The sequence below is a fragment of the Streptomyces sp. LaPpAH-108 genome (assembly GCF_000373625.1).
Classification (GTDB): domain Bacteria; phylum Actinomycetota; class Actinomycetes; order Streptomycetales; family Streptomycetaceae; genus Streptomyces.
Genome location: NZ_KB891993.1, coordinates 201,737 through 222,941, shown reverse-complemented (window position 1 = coordinate 222,941; position 21,205 = coordinate 201,737). Strand labels below are relative to the sequence as shown.

The following is a 21,205-nucleotide window of genomic DNA, read 5'->3' as shown; positions in this document are numbered from 1 at the left end:
CCTGAGGGGTGGGAGCGGAGGGGGACGGAGACGGTCGTCCCCCTCCGCTCGGCCGAGGGCGGTGCCCGGGCGTCCTAGTGGAACTGCTCCTGCTCGGTGGACCCGGACAGCGCGGTCGTGGAGGAGTCGGGGTTGACGGCGGTGGACACCAGGTCGAAGTAGCCGGTGCCGACCTCGCGTTGGTGCTTCACGGCGGTGAACCCGTGTTCCTGCGCGGCGAACTCCCGTTCCTGGAGGTCGACATAGGCGGTCATGCCGTGCTCGGCGTAGCCGCGCGCGAGGTCGAACATGCCGTGGTTGAGCGAGTGGAAGCCCGCGAGGGTGATGAACTGGAACGCGTAGCCCATGGCGCCGAGTTCGCGCTGGAACTTGGCGATCTGGTCGTCGTCCAGCGCGGCCTTCCAGTTGAAGGACGGCGAGCAGTTGTAGGCCAGCAGCTGGTCCGGGTACCGGGCGTGGACCGCCTCCGCGAACTCGCGGGCCTGCGCCAGGTCCGGGGTGCCGGTCTCGACCCAGAGGAGGTCGGCGTACGGCGCGTAGGCGAGGCCGCGCGCGATGACCGGGGCCATGCCGCCTCGGACGCGGTAGAAGCCTTCCGCCGTACGCTCACCCGTCACGAACTCGGCGTCGCGCTCATCGACATCACTGGTGAGCAGGTTGGCGGCCAGGGCGTCGGTGCGGGCGACGATCACGGTCGGCACGTCCGCGATGTCGGCCGCGAGACGGGCCGCGTTCAGGGTGCGGATGTGCTGCGAGGTCGGCACCAGGACCTTGCCGCCCAGATGGCCGCACTTCTTCTCGGAGGCGAGCTGGTCCTCGTAGTGGATACCGGCCGCGCCCGCCGCGATCAGTGCCTTGGTCAGCTCGAACGCGTTCAGCGGGCCGCCGAACCCGGCCTCCGCGTCGGCGACGATCGGCACCAGCCAGTCGGTGGTGTCGCCCGCGTCCTCGGCGGTGGCGATCTCGTCGGCGCGCAGCAGCGCGTTGTTGATCCGACGCACCACCTGGGGAACGGAGTTGACCGGGTACAGGCTCTGGTCCGGGTAGGTGTGACCCGCCTGGTTGGCGTCGGCGGCCACCTGCCAGCCGGACAGATAGACGGCCTGAAGACCCGCCTTGACCTGCTGGACGGCCTGACCGCCGGTCAGCGCGCCCAGGGCGTGCACGTAGTCCAGCTCGTGGAGCTGCCGCCACAGCCGCTCGGCACCGCGCCGGGCCAGGGTGTGCTCCTCGCGGACGCTGCCGGAGAGCCTGATCACGTCCTCGGCGGTGTACGTGCGCTCGACGCCCCGCCACCTCGGGTCGGTGGCCCACCGCCGCGCCAGCTCCTCGGCCGCCCGCGTCCTCGCTTCTGCCATGACAGTCACCGTCTCCTCGGTCTGTGCCTGCTGCCAATCCCGCCATCCGGCGGAACGGAGGGTGGCACTGTGTGTCGTCTTGCTGGGGTACGGCCCGCCGGGGCCCCGGAAGGTGAAACTGAGCGATGCTGCGGTACAAGCCCCCGCCACTGCCGGGATATCCGACGTCAGGGCAGTGAATCGCACCCCGGTTCCGGGCGGTGACCCCTGGGTTCCGGCGGGCCGTACTCCGACTCTGACACTGGCACCGAGTGCCATCAAGCGGGGATCAATGCCAACTTCTGCGAATCTTCTCGCCGCTTTTTGCCAAGCTTGCGAAGGGGTGAACAGGGCACTGGTGCCGTACGCTGACCAGATCCAGTCCCCGGTACGGAGGAGCGTTCGGTGGGCAAGACGTACGCGGGGGCGCGGCTGCGGCGGCTGCGCGAGGAGCGCCGGATGAGCCAGGCCGAACTGGCCCGGGTGCTGGGCATCTCGCCGAGCTATCTCAACCAGATGGAGCACGACTCCCGGCCGCTCACCGTCCCCGTCCTGCTGCGGCTGACCGAGACCTTCGGCGTCGACCCCGGCTTCTTCTCCGAGCGGGACGCGACCCGGCTGGTGGCCGACCTGCGCGAGGCACTGGCCGGGGAGATCGCCGAGTCCCGTGTCTCCGCCGCCGACCTCACGGACCTCGCCACCCGGCTGCCCGGCATCGCCCAGGTCCTGGTCGACCTCGGCCGCCGCAACCAGCGGCTGTCCGAGCGCCTGGCCGGAGCCGCGGACGGCCGGGCCGGAGACGGGGCGACCGCGTCCTCACCCCACGAGGAGATCCGGGACTTCTTCTACCGCCGCCAGAACTACCTCCACGACACCGACCTCACCGCCGAGCGCCTGGCCGAGGAGATCGGCGTCCGGCCCGGCGAGGTGACGGGCGCCCTGACCAAGCGACTTGCCGAGGTCCACGGGGTCCGGCTCACGGCCGAGCCCGGCGAACGCCTGCACCGCTACGACGACAAGAGCCGCACCCTCCACCTGTCCGCACGGCTGCGCCCCGGTCAGCGCGCCTTCCGCATGGCGACCCAACTGGCCCTGCTGGAACACGGTGACGACCTCGCCCTGCTGGCCGCCGAGGACTTCGAGCCCGGCTCACCCACGCACGCCCTGGCCCGCATCGGCATCGCCCATTACTTCGCCGCCGCGCTGATCCTGCCGTACACCGCGTTCCACGCCGCCGCCGAGGACGCGCGCTACGACATCGAACGCCTCACCGACCACCACGGCGTCGGCTACGAGACCGTCTGCCACCGGCTCAGCACCCTCCAACGCCCGCGCCTGCGCGGGGTTCCCTTCTCCTTCGTCCGGGTCGACCGGGCGGGCAACATGTCCAAACGGCAGTCCGCCACCGGCTTCCACTTCTCCCGGGCCGGCGGCACCTGTCCCCTGTGGAACGTCTACGACGCGTTCGCCGCCCCCCGCCGCATCCACGTCCAGGTCGCCGAAATGCCCGACGGACAGCGGTACTTGTGGACCGCGCGGGCCATCACCCGGCACGGCGGCGGCTGGGGCGAACCCGGCAAGACCTTCGCCGTCGGACTCGGCTGCGAGATCCGCCACGCCCACCGGCTCGTCTACTCCGACGGCCTCGACCTGTCCCGCACCTCCGCGGCCACCCCGATCGGCATGGGCTGCCGCGTCTGCGAACGACTCGACTGCTCCCAGCGGGCGGCGCCACCCCTGGGGCGTCCCCTGCGCATCGACCAGAACAGCAGCACCTTCGTGCCGTATCCGGCCGAGGACGACGCGACGGCGCCCGTCAACGCACCAGATTCCGCCATGAGATGAGGCGTCCGACAGCTCAACCCGCCGGTCCAGCGGGCCCGTTGATCAACGCGACAGCGGAAGCGACACCAGCCGCCGCCCGAAAGCGCCACGCTCGTCCGGGACTTCAGCCACTCCCGCGCGAAGGCGAAGCCGTCACGGCACCCCCGGGCCGCGCGGGGTCCGTCGACGGCACGGCCCCGCGCGAGCGTGCCGCCGGGGCCGACACAGGGCGCCCCGACGGCACGGCGGAGGGGGAGACGGTGGCAGCCGTACGGCGCGTGGGAACCGTCGGCGTCTGCGTGGCGGAGCCGGGGGCGGCGTCCGGGGGAGCCGACCGGGCCGGGCTCGGCACGGCCGGGCTCGGCACCGTCGTGGGGCTGCTCGCGGGCGGCGGGGCCAGCGGGACCGTCGGGGTCGCGGGGGCCTCGTGGGCCGTACGCAGCAGCGGTACGGCGAGCAGAGCGGCGACCGCGCAGGCCGCGCCCGCGCCGACGGCGGTGCGCAGGATGCGGCGGCGGGCCGCGCCCCGGCGGATCTCCTCGTACCGGCCCGGGGGAGGCGCGAGGTGCGCGGCGGGCGGGCGCATGATGACGGCGAGGGGGTCCTCGGGGCCGAAGTCCGGACCGTCGTCACTGAATGTGGTCAAGGCTTCTCCTCAGATGGGCGCGGAGCAGTTCACGGGCCGCGTGCAGGTCGGCCTTGACGGTCCCTTCCTTGCGCCCGGTCAGCACGGCCACCTCCCGGATCGGCACGTCAGCGTAGTAGTGCAGCAGGGTCGGTATGCGCAGCCGTTCGGGGAGCGCCTGGACGAGCAGGCGGACCGAGGGGTCGGCCTGTTCGGCGGGCGGCTGGACGGACGCCTCCACGGTGGCGCGGCGCATGGCCCTGCGCTCGCGCTCCATGCGGCGCCAGTGGTCCCGGACGAGGTTGGCGGCCGTGACGTAGAGGAAGCCCCGGGGCTCCGCCACGGACGTCCAGCGGGCCCAGAGGCGGGTGAACGCCTCCGAGGCGATCTCGTGGGCCGTCTCGTCGTCGTCGACCAGACGACGGCACCAGCCGGCCAGGCGCGGGTAGAGGGCGGCGAACAGCTCTGCCGCCGCCTTCTCTCGGGACCGTTTCAACGTTCTCCATGGGGGGATCGGGCGCTTTTCCGGGCCGGGCGGGTCCGGGGCACCCACGAGTAGGACCCCGGGCCGACGGCGTACGTTCCGTCGGCCCGGGACCGTGCGGGCGGCGACCGGTCAGCGGTGCGCGGTGCTCGACGCGGCGAAGACGATCACGTTGTCGCGATAGCCGTCGCCGGTACGGGGTCCGCCGCACGTGATGAGCCGCAACTCGGGCCGGTCGACGTCGCCGTAGACCGCCTTCGTGGGGAAGTCGGCCTTGGCGACGGTCTGTACGGAAGTGACCGTGAACCGGGCCGACGTGCCGTTCTCCAGGCGCACCGTGATCCCGTCGCCCCGGTGCAGCCGGTCGAGGTGGCGGAAGACGCCGTCGCCGTACGCGCCGACCGTGACATGGCCGAGGATCACCGACGGACCGGTCCGGCCGGGCGTCGGGGAGTTCTCGTACCAGCCCGCCCGGTCGTGCGCGGTGATCGGCGGCACCTGCACGCCGCCGTCCTGGTCCAGCCCGAGCCGCATGACCGGGGTGTCGACGCCGATCCCGGGGATCCGCAGCCGCGCGGGTACCGAACGGCCGCTCTCCTCAGGGGAGTTCGACGTACCGGCGGAGGACGGTGCGGTCGCGTGCGTGTCCACGGGGCGCCCGGCGGAGACTCCGGTGCCGTCGTGGCCGACGCAGCTCGCGAGCAGGGGGACCAGCGCGGCCACGACGAACGCGCGCCTGGAGAAGCGGGTCATGCCCCGGTCGCCCGTCGGCGGCGCACGAGGAAGACGGCCGCGCCGCCCACCGCGAGGGCACCGGCGGTACCGCCACCGATCAGCGTGGTGCTCCGGTCGGAGCCGGTCGATCCGGTGGTCACACCGGTGTCGGGAGCGCCGCTGGGCACGACGGCGACCTGACCGCGGCCCTTGCCGGGCGCGACGGACGGCACGGGGGTCGGCGCCGCGCCCGGCTTTTGGCTGGGGACCGCGCTCGGCACCCGGGTCGGGACCGCGCTCGGCTCGTCGCCGCCGGGAGCGCTCGGCCGCGCCGAGGGGACGGAGGTGGACGGTACGGAGGGGCGGGCGGTCGGGGTCGCCCCGTGGGCGAACGCGGGCACCGTGCTCGCCAGCACGGCGACGCAGGCCGCCGCCGTGGCGCTGAGGACTGTTCGGCGCATGAATCGCTCTCTTTCGTCGGCCGGCCCGGCGGGTGGCCGGGGCGGCTGCGTGATGGATCGAGCGGAGAGACGAGACAGGGGCGGCCTGGGTTGTAAAGGGTTGGCAAAGTCGCCGGAGGTGACCCTCATCCGGCGCGGCGGGTTCAGGAATCCGCGCCCGGCGACCGCCTGGTGAAGGGGGTGACGGGGCGCTCCAGGGGCTCGCCGTCCACGGTGATGTCGACCGCCTCGTTGTAGAAGGCGAGGAGGTCCTGGACGGCGCCGACGGCGGGCAGCGGGTGGGGGTAGCTCCAGAGGACATTCGGCGGGACATCGCCCTCACCCCGCCAGGACCAGTACGCGGCGGTGCCCTTGTACGGGCACGCGGTGCTGTGGTCGGTGGGCTCGAACAGGTCCAGGCGTACGTCCTCGCGCGGAATGTAGTACCGCGTCGGCAGGCCGGTCTCGAAGAGCAGCACCAGGCGGCGGGTGTCGGCGACGACCGTGCCGTCGATCGCGACCTGGACGTGGCGGCTGCTCTGGATGGCGTCCACCCGCTTGTACGGGTCGCGGGGGTGGACGAAGATCTCCTCTTCCTCCTCGTACCAGTGGTCCAGGCCCCGGCCCACCCGAGCGAACCACTCGAAGGCGATGTACCCGGCCAGGTCCTCGGACGGGAAGGTCCAGGCGGCGTTCTCCCGCAGGCCGCCGTCGGCCGCCAGGTCGTAGAAGACCCGCGATCCGCTGTGCGTGCCCTGCGGCGGCGGGTTCTTCGCCGGGCGGAGCAGATCCTCCCGGACCTCCTCGCGCGGGAACGCGTACAGCGGCACCGGCGTTCCGGGCTCCCACACGAGGACGGGACGCCTGCTGTCCACGACCATGCTGCCGCCCGCCCGGCCGCGCACCCAGCGCTCGGAGGGCACCCACCGGATGCCTTCGGGGGTGGACCTGACGCTCGGAACGCTGGGGAACGCGGTCATGACCGGAACTCCTTCGACTGGCTCACACGGTGACCGGACGACACCAGCGGCGCGGCTCCCGCGCCCCGCCGCGCCCTTCGTCCGTCGAGTCCATCAGACCATCACCCGACGTCGTCTTCCCCGCCTGCCCGACGTCCTGGCCTGCCGCCGGACACCCGCCGCCGCACTGCGACACTGATCGAATCGAGTCTCATGGGTGGGGGCAGATATGAACCGCAGGCTGTTCGGCCTCGCGTGCACGCTGATCCTGGCAGCATCGGTGAGCACGATCGGATGCTCAGGCCGATCCTCCTCATGCCCGGGGGCGGACCAGAGACCCAGGGGACTGAACACGCGGGACCTGGTCGGCACCTATAAGAACTCCGCCTCACGGCTGACTCTCCGCGCCGACGGAACCTTCACGACGGTCGGCTGGCCCACAGATCTCGACGACGCCGACGGCGACCCCTGGAGCAGGACCGGAAGCGGAACCTGGGAGCTGACTCCCGCCCACGACACCGACTGGCCCGTCTCCTTCAGCTTTCACAAGATCAGCGGCTACCGGGACAGCGATGCCGAGGGCGGCTCCTACGGAAACGGTCTCTACATCGGCGGCAGCCGAGACAACCCACACCTCTACGAATTCGTCGGTGACCCCGACAGCTGCGACCTCGCGACCCTCAAGCGGCACAGCTGAGGCGCCGGACCCGCAAGCCCCGTTCTCACCGCCCCGGATCCAACGCCACCTTCCCCACCGTCCGCCGCGCCCGCAGATCCTCCTGGGCCCGGGCCGCCTCGGTCAGTGGATAGACGGTGACAGGGGGAACTCGTAGCTCCCCGGACCGGACCGCCGCGAAGAGGTCGTGCGCCGCCTCGGTCAGGGTGTGGCGGTTGTCGTAGAGGAGGGGGAGCCAGAAGCCCTGGACGGACTTGCCGGTGGACATGAGTTCCCGGGTGTCGATGGTGGTCTCCATGGTGGCGGCGCCGCCGTACACGGCCAGGCGGCCCAGGGGAGCGAGGGCGTCCATCGTGGCGCGGAAGGTGTCGCCGCCGGTCATCTCCAGCGCGGCGTCCGCGCCGCCGTCCGCCGCCTCGGCGAGATCGTCGGCGAGGGTGCCGGACCGGCTGTCCACGACGGCGTCCGCCCCCAGCTCCGCGGCGAACGCCCGCTTCTCCGGTGTCCCCGCCATCGCCACCACCCGCGCCCCCGCCCGCTTGGCGAGCTGGACGGCGAGCGAGCCGACGCCTCCGGCCGCCGCCGGGACGATCACGGTCTCCCCGGACCGCACCCGCAGCACCGTGTGCAGCAGGTGCCAGGCGCTCTGTCCCTGGAGGGTGAGCGCCAGCGCCGTCTCGTCGTCGATGTCGTCCGGGACCGGGAACGTGGTGGCGAGCCGCGCCCGGGAGACCTGCGCGTAGCCCCCGCCCCGCATCAGCGCGGCCACGCGTTCCCCGTCCGAGCGGCCGACGACCTCGTTCCCCGGGACGAAGGGCAACGGCACACTGGTGAGATAGTCGTCCTCCCGGACCAGCAGATCCGCGAAGTTGACCCCCGAGCGGGTCACCTCGATGCGCCGGTGCTCCGGTTCGACGCCCGGCTCCGGAACGTCCTCGACCTTTAGGACCTCAGGCCCTCCGTACCGCTTCATCACGACTGCTCGCACTGCCCACCTCCGTGCCTTCGCAGGCTCTGTTTGCGCGCCGGTCCGGCGTGTGACACCTTCGCAGTGAAGGGACTCCCTTCCGAAGATTGTGGCGCCGAATCCGAGCACGGGCATTCCGATCGAGCGCTGTCCGTGGTCTGTCCGCAGGGCGTGCATCGAAACAGCCACGAAGGACCGAGCCGGTATGACAACCTCGCGCGTTCCGCTGTCGATCCTCGACCTCGTGCCCGTCGCCTCCGGCACCGACACGACCACCGCGCTGAACCAGTCCGTGGAACTGGCCCGCCTCGCCGACTCGCTCGGCTATCACCGCTACTGGTACGCCGAGCACCACAACGTCGTCACGTTCGCCTCCTCCGCGACCTCGCTGCTCATCGGCCGCGCCGCCGAGCACACCGAACGCATCCGGCTGGGCTCGGGCGGCGTGATGCTGCCCAACCACAGCCCCCTGATGGTGGCGGAGTACTACGGCACGCTCGCCGAGATGTACGGCGACCGCATCGACCTCGGACTCGGCCGTGCCCCCGGCACGGACCCGACCACGGCCGCCGCCCTGCGCCGGGGCGCCGCCGCCACCGACACGTTCGTCGAGGACGTCGTGGAACTGCACCGCTATCTCGGCTCCCGCGACGCGGCCCCGGGAGCGGTGAAGGCGCTGCCCGGCCGGGGCACCGAGGTCCCGCTCTGGATGCTCGGATCGAGCCTCGACGGCGCCGCCGTCGCCGCCTACCTGGGCCTGCCGTACGCCTTCGCCTCGCACTTCGCGCCCCAGCTGCGGCACCAGGCGCTGGCGCTGTACCGGTCACGCTTCTCGACGGACTTCAGCACCGCCGAGATCAAGCGGCCGTACGCCATGGCGGGCGTCAACGTGCTCGTCGCGCCGACCGACGACGAGGCGCGCTTCCTGTTCACCACGGCCCAGCAGATGGCCGCGGGCATCTACACCGGCCGACGCGGCCCGCTGCAACCCCCGGTCGAGGACCTGGCGGCCGTGCTCAGCCACGAGGTCGCGCACTTCGTCGACGACTTCCAGCAGGTGCGCGCGGTCGGGTCGCCGGAGACGGTCGTCGCCGAGCTGACGGCGATCGTCGCGGACCTGGAGGTGGACGAGCTGATCATCACCACCTATACGCACGACCCCGCGCACCGGTCGCGTTCGTTCGCGCTGCTCGCCGAGGCATGGGGTCTGGACCGCGCCGACTGACCCGAGGAAGTGACGGCGATCATGGCAAGGATCCTGATGGTGCTGTCGGGCGTCGACTACTGGACGCTCGCCAACGGCACGAAGCACCCGAGCGGCTACTGGGCCGAGGAGTTCGTGGTCCCGCACCGCATCCTCACCGAGGCCGGATTCACCGTGGACATCGCGGCCCCCGACGGCGGCAAGCCCGTCCCCGACCCGGTGAGCCTCAAGCCCGAGGTCGCGGGCCCCGAGGCGCCCCGGTACGCCGCGTACATCGAGGAACACGCGGCGGAACTCGCCAGCCCGCTGCCGCTGTCCGAGGTCGACGTCGACCTGTACGACGCGATCTTCATCCCCGGCGGCCACACCCCGATGGAAGACCTGGCCTACGACCCCGACCTGGGCCGGATCCTCCAGGAGGCCGAAGCCGTCAAGAAGATCATCGCGCCGGTCTGCCACGGCCCGGCCGCGCTGCTCTCGGCGAGCCTGCCGGGTGGCCGCTGGCTCTTCGAGGGCCGCACCATGGCCGCGTTCAGCAACGAGGAGGAAAAACTCAACGGCACCGCGGAACTCGCCCCCTGGCTGCTGGAGAACGTGATCAGGTCACGCGGCGGCACGGTCGAGGACGTCAAGGCCTGGGCACCGCACGTCATCGTCGACGGCAACCTCCTCTCCGGCCAGAACCCGGCCTCCGCCGGGCCGCTGGCCGAAAAGGTCGTCTCCATGCTCAACAGCCACTGAAAGCGTGAGCGCGGGAGCCGATCAGCCCAGCTCGTACGACTGGGCTCCCGCGCCCGCGAGATTTCCGCCGTCGATGATGAGGTATTCCTCGCACATCGGACGCCCCTCGAAATAGCACTGCAGGATATCGAGGGTTCCGGCGGCATAACGCGCCTGTGCGGAAAGCGTCGTTCCGGCGATGTGCGGTGTCATTCCGTTGAACTGCATGGTGCGCCAGGGGTGATCGAGCGGCGCGGGCTCGGGATACCACACGTCCCCCGCATAACCGGCGATCTGACCGGACTTGAGAGCGTCGACCACGGCGTCACGGTCCACCAGCCGCGCACGCCCGCAATTGATGACGTACGTCCCGCGCTTCATCTTGCCGAACATCTCCGCGTCCAGCATGTTCTCCGTCGACGGATACAGCGGCAATTGGAGGCTCACGATGTCGATGTCGCGGATCATCGACTCCAGATCGGCGTGGTAGGTGAGGCCCAACTCCTTCTCGGTCTGCGGATCGAGCGGATGCCGCTGGTGATAGTGCAGCTCCAGACCGAACGGCTTCAGCCGCTCCAGCACGGCCAGCCCGATCCGACCCGCCCCGACCGCCCCGTACTTCATGCCCTGCACGTCGTAGCCGCGCTCCACGCAGTCCGCGATGTTCCAGACGCCACCGGCCGAAATGGTGTGCGCCGGAAGGTAGTTGCGGACCTGGGACAGGATCATCATGACGACGTGCTCGGCCACGCTGATGCTGTTCGAGCCCGTGACCTCGGCGACGGTCACCCCCGCCTGCGCGGCGGCCCGCAGATCGACGTGATCGGAGCCGATCCCCGCCGTGAGCGCCAGCTTCAGCTTCGACGCCTTGGCGATGCGCTCCTTCGTGAGATACGCGGGCCAGAACGGCTGCGAGATGACGATCTCGGCCTCGGGAAGATACTTCTCGAACTCGGACTGCTCACCGTCCTTGTCGCTCGTCACGATGAATTCATGGCCGAGCTTTTCGAGGTAACCACGCAGCCCGAGTTCCCCCGAGACGCAGCCGACGAGTTCCCCCGGCTTGAATCCCAGCGGACCCTGCGGGGCGGGTGCCGGTCGGCCGTTCGGGTACCAGGGGACCTCCGGGATCTCGTCCCGGGCGTAGACCGGTGGATATCCGGACTGGGGGTCGGGATAAAGGACGCACAGAACCGTCGCCATCAGCGAACCCTTCACGGTAAGGGTGATTACTCTGGGTGTTCGGCGTGACCCTAACAGTGCACGTAAGGGGGCGCCTGTCGAAGAAGTCGAAGAAACCGTCGAGCCGCTACGGCGCGGTGAGCAGCACCTTGCCGATGTGGCTCTCGTCCATCACGCGATGTGCCTCGGCGGCGTCGGTCATCGGCAGTTCGCGGTCGATGACGGGCCGTACCTTCCCCGACGCGATCAGCGGCCAGACGTGCTCGCGTACGCCCGCGACGATGGCGGCCTTCTCCTTCAGCGGCCGGGACCGCAGCGAGGTCGCGGTGACGGTCCCCTCCCTCATCAGCAGGGCGGCGATGTTCAGCTCACCCTTGGTGCCGCCCTGAAGGCCGATGATCGCGAGGCGTCCGTTGACGGCGAGGGCCTGGACGTTGCGGTCCAGGTACGCGCCGCCGCCCATGTTGTCGAGGATGACATCGGTGCCCGCGCCGTCCGTGGCCCGCTTGATCTCGGTGACGAAGTCCTGCTCGTGATAGTCGATCAGGATGTCCGCGCCCAGCTCGGCGCAGAAATCCAGCTTCGCCTTCGAACCGGCCGTCACCGCGACCCGGGCGCCGATGGCCTTGGCCAGCTGGATCGCCATCGTCCCGATACCACCGGCGCCGCCCTGCACCAGCAGCACCTCGCCCGCGCGCAGATGGGCCACCATGAAGACGTTGGACCAGACGGTGCACGCCACTTCGGGCAGCGCGGCGGCCTGCACCAGGCTGACGCCCTTGGGCACGGGAAGCAGCTGACCGGCCGGAACGGCGACCTTCTGGGCGTAGCCACCACCCGTGAGCAGTGCGCACACCTCGTCGCCGACGGACCAGCCGGAGACGCCGGGCCCGAGCGCGGCGACCTTCCCGGAGCACTCCAGACCGGGGTAGACGGAAGCGCCGGGCGGCGGGTCGTACACCCCCTGGCGCTGCATGATGTCGGCGCGGTTGACGGCCGCCGCCACCACATCGACCAGCACCTCGCCCTCACCGGGCACCGGATCGGGCACCTCGGTCCAGGTCAGCTTCTCGGGCCCACCGGGTTCGGAAATCGTGATCGCGTGCATGGCGGCGACGGTACCTCCGCGAGGGGCGTCTCCCGGGGAGGCCGTTTCGCCCCGGTTGATCGTGTTCGCGAATTGCGCCACCTGTGTCGGTCCTCGCTCAGCAGGACGTGGACCTGCGCGTGGTGATCGTCGGGAACGGTGTGGAACCGGACGACGTACCCGAGGGTGTACGGAGCGTCGCGCTCGTGGCGAACACGGGTATCCCGGAGGGCCACAACGTGGGAGCCGACGCGCTGGCGGCCGGTGGTGCCGAATTCGTGCTGTTCTTCGACAACGACGCGGTCCTCCCCGACCCGCACACCCTCACCCGGCTGATCGCCGCGTCCGACCGGCACCCGGACGCCGCCTACGTCCAGCCCCGCATCGCCGACCCCGCCACCGGCGAGACCCTGGGCCGCTGGGTGCCCCGGCTACGCTCACGCGACGCCCGACGCTCCGGCGTCGTCACCGTCATGGCCGAGGGCGTCGTCCTCGTACGACGGGCGGACTTCGACGCCGTCGGCGGCTGGCCCGGCCACTTCTTCCTCTTCCACGAGGGCGTCGACCTCTCCTGGCGGCTCTGGAACCTCGGCCGCACCGGCTGGTACGCCGCCGACATCGAGGTCCACCACCCAGCGACGAACCCCGCCCGCCACGCCCCCTACTACCGCCTGGTCGCCCGCAACCGAGTCTGGCTCGCCCTGCGCCGCCTCCCCGTCCCCTTGATCCCCCTCTACCTCACCACTTGGACCACCCTCACCCTGTGGCGCCTGCGCACCTCCGGAAACCTGACCGTCTGTCTCAAGGGCTTCGCGGAGGGGCTGCGCGGGGGTCACGGTGAGCGGCGCCCGATGTCCTGGCGGACGGTCTGGCGACTGACCCGGGCGGGGCGACCGCCTGTGGTCTGACGTGGCCGGATGCGCGGCCGTGGTGCACGGCCGCGGTATGTGTCGAGGCGACAGGACCGTCCGGCGGCCGGCCGGTGGGGCTGGTGAAGGTGCCGACCAGCGCGAGGCCGACGACGGTCAGAGCGGCCGTGCCGATGGCGGCGAAGGGGTGCTCCCTGACGTACAAGTGCGCCCGGGTGTCGAAGATGCTGGAGCGGTCGTCATGGCGCCCCGGCCGTCTGGGCTGCAACTCTGGCTCTCCGTTCTGCTATTCGTCCACAGGACCCGCCCTTCGGGATTCCCCGTGCGAGCGGGCGTAGGAATTGATGGCTGCGGCTATGAGGGTGAGGGCGGGCCCCCCTCGGTATGCCAGCTCGGTCAAGCGCGCGAAATCGTCGAGATAGCGCCTGACTTCACTTCCATGCCTGATGGTGAGGAACGCGGAGACAAGTTCGACGTTCACCTGGCGGTCGTCGAACACCCAGAAGTCCTCGACCGGCGGCATGAGGCTGCGGCTGGCGTTCATCGGGATGATCCCAAGGGAGACAGAAGGGAGCACGCTGGCCTCCAACAGGCGGCTCAGCTGCTCGATCATGACCTCCTGAGGCCCTACGCGCCGGTAGAGGACCGCCTCCTCCAGCACGATCTCGAACTGCTTTCCCCTTTCGCTGAGGACCTTCTGTTTGTCCATGCGGGTGACGACGGCGGCTTCCACATCGTCGGGCAGACCACGGCGTTCTCGGATACCGGAGAGAACGGCCTGGGTGTAGGCGCGGCTCTGCAACGGCCCCGGAATCAGATTCTGGGCGTACGCCTTGAACCGGCGCGTCTGCTCCCAGAGCGGGAGGACGCTCTCCTGGGCGCCCTTCAGTCCGGCACGCTCCATGGCTCGCCACTCGACGTACATGCCGTCGATGCCCCGGGCGATGTCGATGAGTTCAGCCGCAGCGGCGTCTTCACCGCAAGCCTGTGCCCACGCTCTGATGTCCGCCAGGGACGCGGCGGTGTGGCCGTTCTCGATACGGCTGCACTTCGACTCGTGCCACCCGCACAGACGCGCCAGTTCACGTGACGTGAGGTCGTGCTTCTGCCGCAACGCACGTAACCGCTGTCCCAGGGCGAGTCGGGCTTCCCGGACTCTTGACGAGGTAGGCATGCGGACAGTGTGCAGTGTTCCCGCACGCAGCCTCTAACCGCACGAATGCCCGGATTGCCCCGCCTTTTAGATATTCATCCCGTCTTATTCCCGGGATTGTTTGCGGATTTGTGCGGCATGGTGTCGTGGCTCGGGAACAGTGCGAGCAGTCTTGCGGGGAACTCGACGACCGTCTCGTGGTCAGGAACGGCCATGGAGGCCAACCGTGAGAGGTCGTTGACCTTCCATGACTGGAGCAGGTAACTGCCCGTTTCGTCGTCGTAGTAGAGCGTGGGACTGCCATTGTTCGGACTCTCAGGGTCCTTGCACAGCAAGTGCAGAGCCACGAAAACCTCCATGCGGCCGGGGACGTCTTGACCCTACGAGGGTGAGTGATCGCGCACCGTGACGCCAAGCTGCTTGCGGATACTTGCGGCTTCCTGAGGCCAGTAGCGCGAAGTTTGCGCGAACTTGCGCGAAGGACTTGCTGAGAAGCCCACCCCCGCGTGTGCGGGGAGACGCTAAGGTGCTGGAGCGGGCGGGGCATGGCTTGACCGTCTCGCCGATTGAACAGCGGTACGCATCAACGTAGATTGCGGCTGTCGACATGAGTGTGGGGCCGCGCCCGGCAAGGCGCGACCCCAGGTGGGCGGGTTCGCGAGACCCGTCCCGCTGGCCGCGTTGGCGGTCAGTGAAGGGTGGTCGGGGGTCGACCTACAGGCCGTGCCGCTTCCTCCAGTCGCTGAACCAGTCTCCGGCGAAGCGGATGATCAGCGCTGACAGGAACGCGAGTAAGACCTTCGTCGGCCCCCTACCGTTTCCGCGAGACTCCCCGTTGTCCACGTGCGTCCTCCTGTGCATCGATGGGTGTGGCATGACCACGAACTCATGTGCCGATGCGGTGAGTTGCACCTGTCGATCGAGTGAGTCGACATCGCAGGGACGACGATATGCCCTGCCGCCGAGATGGAGAGTCCACTTCCAGTAATGGGCGTTATGTCGCTTTCTGTTGAGAGCATTCGCACGCGTTCCAATGAATTGCGCGCCCGATGCGCCATCCAGGAGGCAGGCCCGATCGGAGATGGCCTGGGGTGCCCCGGAAGACCGGGGCGTCGACCTCGACGCCTCGTGCGCGGGCGAGCCCTCCCGCGTCTTGTCGTCGACGGGGGCCGTGGTGTCCTGCTGACTGTGATCTGGGGGCACTAGCTCCTCCCCGGGTGGGACGGCGTGCTTCGGCGGTCGTGTTCGTTCTCCCAGACCAGGAGGAGGACTTGGGGGTCGGCGCCGCAGGCTTTGGCGTAGGTGAGGGTGAAGCGGCGGGTGGGGAAGTGGTGGCCGGAGAGGATGCCGGCGAGGTGGTCGAGGGCCGTGCCGGTTTTGCGGGCGAGGACTTCCGGGGTGAGAGCGGCCTGCCTGCGGACTCGGTCCATGACGTGGCCGATGTGGGCCGGGCTGCTCCATGTGTGGCTGGAATCAGGTGACATCGAGGGCCTCGCGGGCGCCGGATTCGTGGGGACGATCCGGGTCGGGTGCGGGTCGGGTGGGGGTGTCGGCCGTGTGGGGGCAGGGGCGCCCCACCGAGCGCAGGAGGAGAAGGCCGGCGCTCACCGCGGTGTTGGTCCAGTGCCCGGACTCGTGGGTGAGGAGCAGCTGCCCGGCGGGGCCGGTGAGGGTTTCGAGCCCGTCGATCACGCAGAGCGGGCACAGGCGGCTCAGGCGCATACGACGTGGGCGGGCGTGGCGCGGTTTACGGCGTCGTCGCCGAGGGGAGGGGGTCATGGCGGGCCTCCTTGGAGGAATCGTGGACACCGGGCCCCGGTGCAGTGATTCGCCGTCATCAGCCGGGGCCCTGTGCCGCTCGGCGCATCGCCGGGCACGACGGACGCTAGGCCGAACTCCCGCCTTTTGGAATCCACTTGAGCGGCAGAACATGGCAATGCCAGTTCTTTCGGTGACTCGACCGCGAGGCGTATTCATGACCGCAGCCGGAGGGCGCGTTCGATTTCCCGGGAGCGTGCGCCCCTTTTATGCGCCCCCTTCTTCTGCTGCTGAGAGCCCCGGCATCACGGAGGAACTCGTCATCTTTTCTTAGGGCGTACGAAACACCTAGATCATTTCCTATGCCAGGCGCATATTCCAGAGTATTTTGCCAGTGGAGCCCACGATGCCCCGAAGTCGAGGGGCCATGGGGCGCACTTGCATGAGGAGTGGGCCAGCGGATTCGAGACATTGTTGCTTCAACCATGCATACATGGCGTGTGGAGCGGTGATCCTCCCAAAGTCGGGCCGTGATGCAATTGCATCCCGGCAACGGGGAGTTCGTTCACCGCAGGAGGTCGTCCGGTGATGAAACCGACGGGTATGGAGCGGCGCAGCCCGGAGTGGGCCGGTGTCGCATGGCGGAAGAGTTCGTACAGCCTTCCGGAGGGGTCGTGCGTGGAGGTCGCCGAACCGGGCGGTGACCACGTGCTCTTCCGCGACTCCAAGGATCAGGGCGGTCCGGTGATGGCGGTGTCGAAGGGGACGGCCGCCGCGTTCGTCACCGCCGTCGACAGCGGCGACCTCTGAGGCAGCCGACCGGGCCGCTGGGAGATGCCGACCGCCTTCGCGGTCGGTGTTTCCCGGCGGCCTCTGTCTGGGGTCACGTTCGTTTCGTCCGTACCGTCGCCTGGGCAACGGCATGTGTTCGAGATGTCGAGAAAATCGTTCAGCTGTGGACATCTCTGCGGAACGGCCGGTACGGATGGGGATAATGCAAGTGCATTCCGCACCCGGCGGGGACGGGTGGCCGTGGATGCCGGGGAGGAGCATGGTGGGGGAGCGCGCCGCGCAAGGGCACGGGCGGGACAACAACGAGCTGTTCTTGAAGCAGGATCAGGCGCACAGTGCGCGGATGTACGACTATTACTTGGGCGGCAAGACCAACTACGCCGTGGACCGTGAGGCGGCCCAAGCGGTGATCCGGCTGTTTCCGGCGATCGAGACCATAGCCCGTGTGAACCGCGCTTACATGCACCGCGCCGCGCGGTACTTGGCGGAGCAAGGAGTGCGGCAGTTCATCGATGTCGGGACGGGAATCCCCACGGCTCCCAATCTGCACGAAGTGGTCCAGGACGTCGCCCCGGAGTGCCGGGTCGTCTACATCGACAACGACCCGATCGTCCTCGTCTACGCGGACGAACTGCTCACCGGCACATCGGAGGGCCGAACCTGTTTCGTCCAGGCGGACGCCACCGGTCCCGAGGCGGTCTTTGCCGCGGTCGAGGCGGAGAACATCGTGGATTTCGGCCAGCCGGTCGGCCTCAGCCTCCACGCGCTGCTCCACTTCATCCCCGATGACCGGGGGCCGTACGACGTCGTCCGCAGCTTCATGGACCGGCTGGTGCCCGGCTCCTACCTGAGCCTGACCCACTGCACGGGCGACTTCGCCCCCGAGACGTGGCAGGCCATCATCGACACCTACGCGCAACGCGGAACGCCCGCCCAGGTGCGCACCCGGGCGGAGGTCCTGCGCTTCTTCGACGGTCTCGAACTCGTCGATCCCGAAGTGGTGCTGGCGCACCAGTGGCGTCCGCAGGCCGACAGCGAACCGGGCTTCATCGCTGACGAGTTGGTGTCCCTTTACGCCGGCGTCGCGCGAAAGCTCTGACGGCGCCGGGGCCTTGGTCGTCAGTAGCGGTTGGTGTCCAGGATGTGCTGCAGCCGCCGTCTCGTCGCGTGAGGTGCGAGCGAGCGGGCGACGAGCACGTCGAACGCCTTCACCCGGCGGTCCACCATCTGCTCGTCCTCGATGACCAGGCCCCCGTCGTACCCCTCCGCGAAAGCGATCGTGGGCAGACGGCCCGCGAAGTCGAAGATGGTCGTGGGGCCGAGTTCGACGTGCACGCTGTAGTCGTGGGACGGGGCGAGGTGGAGCTGGAAGCGAGGATCTTGTGTCAGTGCGATCAAGTGCTTCAGCTGTCCGCGCATGATCTCCGCCGATCCGACGTAGCGTCCCAGCGTGGCCTCGTCCACGACGCAGAGCAGCTTCTTGTCCGGCGCCGAAGTGAACCGCTCGTGGCGTTCAGCGCGAAACCGGACCAGTTCGTCGTGCCCGCTCTTGGGCCCACGACCTCGCTCGATCAGCGCCCGGGCGTATTCGGGGGTCTGCAACAGGCCGTGCAGATAGAGGGGTTCGAAGGACCTGATCCGGGTGGCCATGTCCTCGAAGCTGACCACGGCTTGCAGATACTTCGGCGCGACCGTCGACCAGGACTGCCACCAGGCGGGCTTGTGGGCGGCCACGGCCAGCTCGAACAGCCGCATCTGCTCTTCCGGGTCCGTGATCTTGTACAGCGAGAAGAACTTCAACAGGTCCTGCTGTTTGGGGGATATCGTGCCGGATTCGATCCGGCTCACCTTCGAGGGTGAACCCTCCAACTGCCGGGCCACCTCACCCGCGCTCAGACCAACGGCCTCCCGATGACGGCGCAGGGCGCTGCCCATCATCATGCGTGCCGCGAACGGCGCTGCCTCGTTCTGAAGGTAGCGCACTGCTCCCCTACGCCCTGCCTTCTGACCGGAGCCCTCATCAGGCTCCCCGGCGGCGATGGGCAACTGCTTGACCACCTGTGCTCCTTGATTTCATGGACTCACTGTGATGCCCAGGGCACACATAGTGCCCGTCGTCGCCCTCGCTGGAGGGGGAATCGACTAAAAGTCCAATTATGCGCAGGTGTACGGCCTGAACTCACCCAGCCCGTGACTGTTACCCGCGCCCACTACTCAGAGTCGAGAGGCGGGGCGGTACGAGTCAACATGGCTCGCCGTGGCGCGAGTTGGCGCGATGCGGGCGAGTCGTCACCCCGACGACCTGCTGTCCGCCCACGCCTCCTCCAGAGCCCGAAGGACCTCCTCGTCGCCGACCTGGTCGAAGTCGTCGTACCACTGGCCGACCGCCTGGAAGGCGGAGGGTGTGTGGAGGCAGATGACGTCGTCGGCGATCTGGCGGAGGTCGGTGACCGCGCTGGGGGCGCCGACGGGGACGGCGAGGATCAGCCGGGCGGGGGAGTGGGTGCGCAGATGGTGGAGGGCGGCGCGGGCGGTGGCGCCGGTGGCCAGGCCGTCGTCCACGAGGATCACGGTGCGGCCGGAGAGGCCGGGCGGGGGACGGTCGCCGCGGTAGAGGCGCTCCCGGCGGTGGAGTTCGGTGCGTTCGCGGGCCACGTCCGGGGCGAGTTCGCCCTCGCCGAGGCCGAGCATCGTCAGTGCGCGGCGGTCGAACAGCGGGGGGCCGTCGCCCACGATCGCGCCGATGCCGGTCTCCGGGTGGCCCGGTACGCCGATCTTGCGGGCCACCAGGATGTCGAGCGGGGCTCCGAGGGCCCGGGCGACCTCGGCCGCCACCGGGACACCGCCCCGGGGCAGCGCCAGGACGACGGGCTCGACCAGGTCGCCTTCGGCGGCCCACTCCGTCAGCCGGACGCCCAGTTCCTGGCCGGCGCGGCGGCGGTCGGGGAATCGCATGGGCGGTCACCTGCCTTCCGGCGACTCCTGCGGACGCATGTCCGGGGTTTCCCGTAGGGCGGGCGCCAAACCCGCCCCCGGTCGGACGGCCCGGCGGGATGATCGGCGTGCGCCGGGGTAACCGGCATCCCATGAACAACTCCGCCGAATACATCGCACTGTCCGGGGACGGCTCGCTGTGGTTCCTCGTGGCGGGGGTGCTCGTCGCCGTGGTATTGATCGGCGGCTTCTGGCTCGGCAGCCGACGGGCGCGCGAGCGCCGTGTGTCGACACCGGCCCCCGGCTCCCAGGCGCGCCGGGGCGGCATCGAGAGCCGCGAGGGCGCCGGCTGGAGCACCCCGGACGCCCGGAACCAGGCCGAGAACGACGTGCAGGACCAGCGCGCGCAGGACTGATCGCGTACACGATCTGCCGCGCACACAACGGATCGGCGGTGGAGCGGGGCGTACCCCGCTCCACCGCCGTCATCGGGCTCTCGCCCCCAGACCGGCCGCCGGACGTGCCCTCAGTGGGCGCCCAGCCCCCCGCCCCCGAAGGAACCGCTCGAACCCTTGCTCCAGCGCGGGCGCTCCTTCGCCGTGCTGGGCCTCGTGTGCATGTTGGACAGCTCGTACGGGGTCAGCGGGCGCCCGCCCTTGGGCGTCTGCGGGACCTCGTCCGGCTCTCGGTTCTCCTGAACCTCCCGAACGGCACCTTCCGGTGGCAGATGGGGCTGTTCCTCCGGACGTGGCCGGGGCGGCTCGCTCTGCTTGATGCGGGAGGTGATCCAGAAGCCGCCGCCCAGTAGCGCGAGCAGTGCGACGGCGATCACGAACAGTACGAGACTCAGCAGGCCGCTCGGCGCAGCCAGCTGGACCATTGGAGTACTCATACGACCGGAATACCCCGTACAAATCGGTATGAACATGACGCTATGGGTGGCGGATCACCTCCCCACCGTGACGGTCCCGCCCGGCAGCGCGGCGACGCGTTTACGCCGCCTCGCCACGGCTACCCGACCCCTTGTGACGACACCGCCGCCGCCCCCGCGAGACGCGCCCTACCAGTTCCTGGAGGACCGCTTCGCCTGTGCGCAGGCGTGTGCCGAGTGCGCCCGTGAGTGCGCGGTGCGCGCGAGCCTCGTGGGCGCGTACGGCTCCGCGCGGCGGATCGGGATCATGTGCGCGGAGGTCTGCGACACGACCTGCCATCTGCTGTCCGAGGACGGCAGCGTGGAGGTCGACGGCACCGAGACCCGGATCAGGCTCCAGCTGGAGTGGTGCCGCTCCGTCTGCCTGGAGGGGGTCCACGCCTTCGAGGGGCTGACCGGCGCCGAGGCCGCCGCGTCGGCGTGCCGCACCTGCGCCGAGGCGTGCACGGCCTTCATGGCCGCCCTCGACTGACGCGCCCCGCGCGATCCGGGTCTCGCACGCACTCCGCCACCGCACCCCTATCCGCCGAAGATCATCCCGTGTTACCA

At 69.8% G+C, this 21,205-nt stretch carries 25 protein-coding genes; 9 read left to right on the top strand and 16 right to left on the bottom strand.

What is annotated here, in order from left to right:
* Nucleotides 1–74: 74 nt before the first annotated feature.
* Nucleotides 75–1,358 carry an isocitrate lyase gene (gene aceA, locus B079_RS0112460; RefSeq protein WP_018546139.1) on the bottom strand — a complete coding sequence of 428 codons (1,284 nt, stop codon included), beginning with the start codon at nucleotides 1,356–1,358 and terminating at the stop codon, nucleotides 75–77.
* A gap of 384 nt (nucleotides 1,359–1,742) precedes the next feature.
* Here aceA and B079_RS0112455 point away from each other — a divergent pair, with 384 nt between their 5' ends.
* On the top strand, nucleotides 1,743–3,182 hold the full coding sequence (locus tag B079_RS0112455) for a short-chain fatty acyl-CoA regulator family protein (protein ID WP_018546138.1): 1,440 nt from the start codon (nucleotides 1,743–1,745) through the stop codon (nucleotides 3,180–3,182).
* Between the two features lie 103 nt (nucleotides 3,183–3,285).
* Here B079_RS0112455 and B079_RS31840 read toward each other — a convergent pair whose 3' ends face one another.
* The 5 genes from B079_RS31840 to B079_RS0112430 all read right to left on the bottom strand — a co-directional run bounded on the left by B079_RS31840 (nucleotide 3,286) and on the right by B079_RS0112430 (nucleotide 6,404).
* On the bottom strand, nucleotides 3,286–3,807 hold the full coding sequence (locus tag B079_RS31840; protein WP_018546137.1) for a hypothetical protein: 522 nt from the start codon (nucleotides 3,805–3,807) through the stop codon (nucleotides 3,286–3,288).
* Nucleotides 3,791–4,282, bottom strand: coding sequence for an RNA polymerase sigma factor (locus tag B079_RS0112445; protein ID WP_018546136.1), 492 nt, complete (start codon nucleotides 4,280–4,282; stop codon nucleotides 3,791–3,793). The genes B079_RS31840 and B079_RS0112445 overlap by 17 nt, the downstream gene beginning before the upstream one ends.
* A gap of 120 nt (nucleotides 4,283–4,402) precedes the next feature.
* Nucleotides 4,403–5,023, bottom strand: a complete 621-nt coding sequence (locus B079_RS0112440) for a class F sortase (RefSeq protein ID WP_018546135.1) — start codon at nucleotides 5,021–5,023, stop codon at nucleotides 4,403–4,405.
* Nucleotides 5,020–5,445, bottom strand: coding sequence for a hypothetical protein (locus B079_RS0112435; RefSeq protein WP_018546134.1), 426 nt, complete (start codon nucleotides 5,443–5,445; stop codon nucleotides 5,020–5,022). Before B079_RS0112435 ends, B079_RS0112440 begins: the two co-directional genes overlap by 4 nt.
* 143 nt (nucleotides 5,446–5,588) lie before the next feature.
* A complete protein-coding gene (locus B079_RS0112430) occupies nucleotides 5,589–6,404 on the bottom strand; it encodes a DUF427 domain-containing protein (RefSeq protein ID WP_018546133.1) in 816 nt (271 codons plus the stop codon).
* 208 nt (nucleotides 6,405–6,612) lie between these two features.
* Here B079_RS0112430 and B079_RS0112425 point away from each other — a divergent pair, with 208 nt between their 5' ends.
* A complete protein-coding gene (locus B079_RS0112425) occupies nucleotides 6,613–7,080 on the top strand; it encodes a hypothetical protein (RefSeq protein ID WP_018546132.1) in 468 nt (155 codons plus the stop codon).
* Between the two features lie 25 nt (nucleotides 7,081–7,105).
* Here the strand turns inward: B079_RS0112425 and B079_RS0112420 are convergent, their stop codons facing one another.
* The gene (locus tag B079_RS0112420) at nucleotides 7,106–8,047 is read right to left on the bottom strand and encodes a quinone oxidoreductase family protein (RefSeq protein WP_026248626.1); all 942 of its coding nucleotides are present in this window, start codon (nucleotides 8,045–8,047) and stop codon (nucleotides 7,106–7,108) included.
* Nucleotides 8,048–8,231: 184 nt separating this feature from the next.
* Between B079_RS0112420 and B079_RS0112415 the strand changes: the two genes are divergently transcribed.
* Entirely contained in the window at nucleotides 8,232–9,251 is a 1,020-nt protein-coding gene (locus tag B079_RS0112415) for an LLM class flavin-dependent oxidoreductase (RefSeq protein WP_018546130.1), read from the top strand.
* A 21-nt stretch (nucleotides 9,252–9,272) separates the two neighbouring features.
* Nucleotides 9,273–9,971 carry a type 1 glutamine amidotransferase domain-containing protein gene (locus B079_RS0112410; protein WP_026248625.1) on the top strand — a complete coding sequence of 233 codons (699 nt, stop codon included), beginning with the start codon at nucleotides 9,273–9,275 and terminating at the stop codon, nucleotides 9,969–9,971.
* 21 nt (nucleotides 9,972–9,992) lie between these two features.
* On the opposite strand, the gene B079_RS0112405 is transcribed toward B079_RS0112410, so the two are convergent.
* A complete protein-coding gene (locus tag B079_RS0112405; protein WP_018546128.1) occupies nucleotides 9,993–11,153 on the bottom strand; it encodes an NAD-dependent formate dehydrogenase in 1,161 nt (386 codons plus the stop codon).
* A gap of 106 nt (nucleotides 11,154–11,259) precedes the next feature.
* Entirely contained in the window at nucleotides 11,260–12,240 is a 981-nt protein-coding gene (locus B079_RS0112400; RefSeq protein WP_018546127.1) for an NAD(P)H-quinone oxidoreductase, read from the bottom strand.
* A gap of 83 nt (nucleotides 12,241–12,323) precedes the next feature.
* Here B079_RS0112400 and B079_RS31835 point away from each other — a divergent pair, with 83 nt between their 5' ends.
* Nucleotides 12,324–13,127 carry a glycosyltransferase family 2 protein gene (locus tag B079_RS31835; RefSeq protein WP_018546126.1) on the top strand — a complete coding sequence of 268 codons (804 nt, stop codon included), beginning with the start codon at nucleotides 12,324–12,326 and terminating at the stop codon, nucleotides 13,125–13,127.
* A 247-nt stretch (nucleotides 13,128–13,374) separates the two neighbouring features.
* Here the strand turns inward: B079_RS31835 and B079_RS31830 are convergent, their stop codons facing one another.
* From B079_RS31830 to B079_RS0112370, 4 genes are all read right to left on the bottom strand, one after another.
* Nucleotides 13,375–14,262, bottom strand: coding sequence for a helix-turn-helix domain-containing protein (locus B079_RS31830; RefSeq protein ID WP_051095069.1), 888 nt, complete (start codon nucleotides 14,260–14,262; stop codon nucleotides 13,375–13,377).
* A gap of 74 nt (nucleotides 14,263–14,336) precedes the next feature.
* Complete coding sequence (locus tag B079_RS31825; protein WP_051095117.1) at nucleotides 14,337–14,588, bottom strand: hypothetical protein; 252 nt, start codon at nucleotides 14,586–14,588, stop codon at nucleotides 14,337–14,339.
* 855 nt (nucleotides 14,589–15,443) lie between these two features.
* Nucleotides 15,444–15,671: a helix-turn-helix domain-containing protein gene (locus tag B079_RS31820; RefSeq protein WP_018546121.1), complete on the bottom strand. Its 228-nt coding sequence runs from the start codon at nucleotides 15,669–15,671 to the stop codon at nucleotides 15,444–15,446.
* 43 nt (nucleotides 15,672–15,714) lie between these two features.
* Nucleotides 15,715–16,020, bottom strand: a complete 306-nt coding sequence (locus tag B079_RS0112370) for a hypothetical protein (RefSeq protein WP_158684973.1) — start codon at nucleotides 16,018–16,020, stop codon at nucleotides 15,715–15,717.
* 567 nt (nucleotides 16,021–16,587) lie between these two features.
* Here B079_RS0112370 and B079_RS0112365 point away from each other — a divergent pair.
* Both B079_RS0112365 and B079_RS0112360 read left to right on the top strand, forming a co-directional pair.
* On the top strand, nucleotides 16,588–16,809 hold the full coding sequence (locus tag B079_RS0112365) for a DUF397 domain-containing protein (RefSeq protein ID WP_234016782.1): 222 nt from the start codon (nucleotides 16,588–16,590) through the stop codon (nucleotides 16,807–16,809).
* A 241-nt stretch (nucleotides 16,810–17,050) separates the two neighbouring features.
* Entirely contained in the window at nucleotides 17,051–17,890 is an 840-nt protein-coding gene (locus B079_RS0112360) for an SAM-dependent methyltransferase (protein WP_018546118.1), read from the top strand.
* Between the two features lie 20 nt (nucleotides 17,891–17,910).
* On the opposite strand, the gene B079_RS0112355 is transcribed toward B079_RS0112360, so the two are convergent.
* Nucleotides 17,911–18,774 (bottom strand): helix-turn-helix domain-containing protein, encoded by an 864-nt coding sequence (locus tag B079_RS0112355; protein WP_018546117.1) that lies wholly within the window; start codon nucleotides 18,772–18,774, stop codon nucleotides 17,911–17,913.
* 306 nt (nucleotides 18,775–19,080) lie between these two features.
* Nucleotides 19,081–19,746: a phosphoribosyltransferase gene (locus tag B079_RS0112350; protein WP_018546116.1), complete on the bottom strand. Its 666-nt coding sequence runs from the start codon at nucleotides 19,744–19,746 to the stop codon at nucleotides 19,081–19,083.
* A gap of 131 nt (nucleotides 19,747–19,877) precedes the next feature.
* Between B079_RS0112350 and B079_RS31815 the strand changes: the two genes are divergently transcribed.
* Entirely contained in the window at nucleotides 19,878–20,141 is a 264-nt protein-coding gene (locus tag B079_RS31815; protein WP_018546115.1) for a DUF6479 family protein, read from the top strand.
* Nucleotides 20,142–20,251: 110 nt separating this feature from the next.
* On the opposite strand, the gene B079_RS0112340 is transcribed toward B079_RS31815, so the two are convergent.
* Nucleotides 20,252–20,617: a DUF6479 family protein gene (locus B079_RS0112340; protein WP_026248623.1), complete on the bottom strand. Its 366-nt coding sequence runs from the start codon at nucleotides 20,615–20,617 to the stop codon at nucleotides 20,252–20,254.
* Between the two features lie 133 nt (nucleotides 20,618–20,750).
* Between B079_RS0112340 and B079_RS0112335 the strand changes: the two genes are divergently transcribed.
* A complete protein-coding gene (locus B079_RS0112335) occupies nucleotides 20,751–21,128 on the top strand; it encodes a hypothetical protein (protein ID WP_026248622.1) in 378 nt (125 codons plus the stop codon).
* The last annotated feature ends 77 nt before the right edge of the window (nucleotides 21,129–21,205 follow it).

Bases quoted from the DNA above. Each gene is read 5' to 3' on its own strand.
- aceA (WP_018546139.1), bottom strand. From the start codon at position 1,358: ATGGCAGAAGCGAGGACGCGGGCGGCCGAGGAGCTGGCGCGGCGGTGG.
- B079_RS0112440 (WP_018546135.1), bottom strand. From the start codon at position 5,023: ATGACCCGCTTCTCCAGGCGCGCGTTCGTCGTGGCCGCGCTGGTCCCC.
- B079_RS0112435 (WP_018546134.1), bottom strand. From the start codon at position 5,445: ATGCGCCGAACAGTCCTCAGCGCCACGGCGGCGGCCTGCGTCGCCGTG.
- B079_RS0112430 (WP_018546133.1), bottom strand. From the start codon at position 6,404: ATGACCGCGTTCCCCAGCGTTCCGAGCGTCAGGTCCACCCCCGAAGGC.
- B079_RS0112425 (WP_018546132.1), top strand. From the start codon at position 6,613: ATGAACCGCAGGCTGTTCGGCCTCGCGTGCACGCTGATCCTGGCAGCA.
- B079_RS0112415 (WP_018546130.1), top strand. From the start codon at position 8,232: ATGACAACCTCGCGCGTTCCGCTGTCGATCCTCGACCTCGTGCCCGTC.
- B079_RS0112410 (WP_026248625.1), top strand. From the start codon at position 9,273: ATGGCAAGGATCCTGATGGTGCTGTCGGGCGTCGACTACTGGACGCTC.
- B079_RS0112405 (WP_018546128.1), bottom strand. From the start codon at position 11,153: ATGGCGACGGTTCTGTGCGTCCTTTATCCCGACCCCCAGTCCGGATAT.
- B079_RS0112400 (WP_018546127.1), bottom strand. From the start codon at position 12,240: ATGCACGCGATCACGATTTCCGAACCCGGTGGGCCCGAGAAGCTGACC.
- B079_RS31830 (WP_051095069.1), bottom strand. From the start codon at position 14,262: ATGCCTACCTCGTCAAGAGTCCGGGAAGCCCGACTCGCCCTGGGACAG.
- B079_RS31820 (WP_018546121.1), bottom strand. From the start codon at position 15,671: ATGGACCGAGTCCGCAGGCAGGCCGCTCTCACCCCGGAAGTCCTCGCC.
- B079_RS0112370 (WP_158684973.1), bottom strand. From the start codon at position 16,020: ATGACCCCCTCCCCTCGGCGACGACGCCGTAAACCGCGCCACGCCCGC.
- B079_RS0112365 (WP_234016782.1), top strand. From the start codon at position 16,588: ATGAAACCGACGGGTATGGAGCGGCGCAGCCCGGAGTGGGCCGGTGTC.
- B079_RS0112360 (WP_018546118.1), top strand. From the start codon at position 17,051: ATGGTGGGGGAGCGCGCCGCGCAAGGGCACGGGCGGGACAACAACGAG.
- B079_RS0112350 (WP_018546116.1), bottom strand. From the start codon at position 19,746: ATGCGATTCCCCGACCGCCGCCGCGCCGGCCAGGAACTGGGCGTCCGG.
- B079_RS31815 (WP_018546115.1), top strand. From the start codon at position 19,878: ATGAACAACTCCGCCGAATACATCGCACTGTCCGGGGACGGCTCGCTG.
- B079_RS0112340 (WP_026248623.1), bottom strand. From the start codon at position 20,617: ATGAGTACTCCAATGGTCCAGCTGGCTGCGCCGAGCGGCCTGCTGAGT.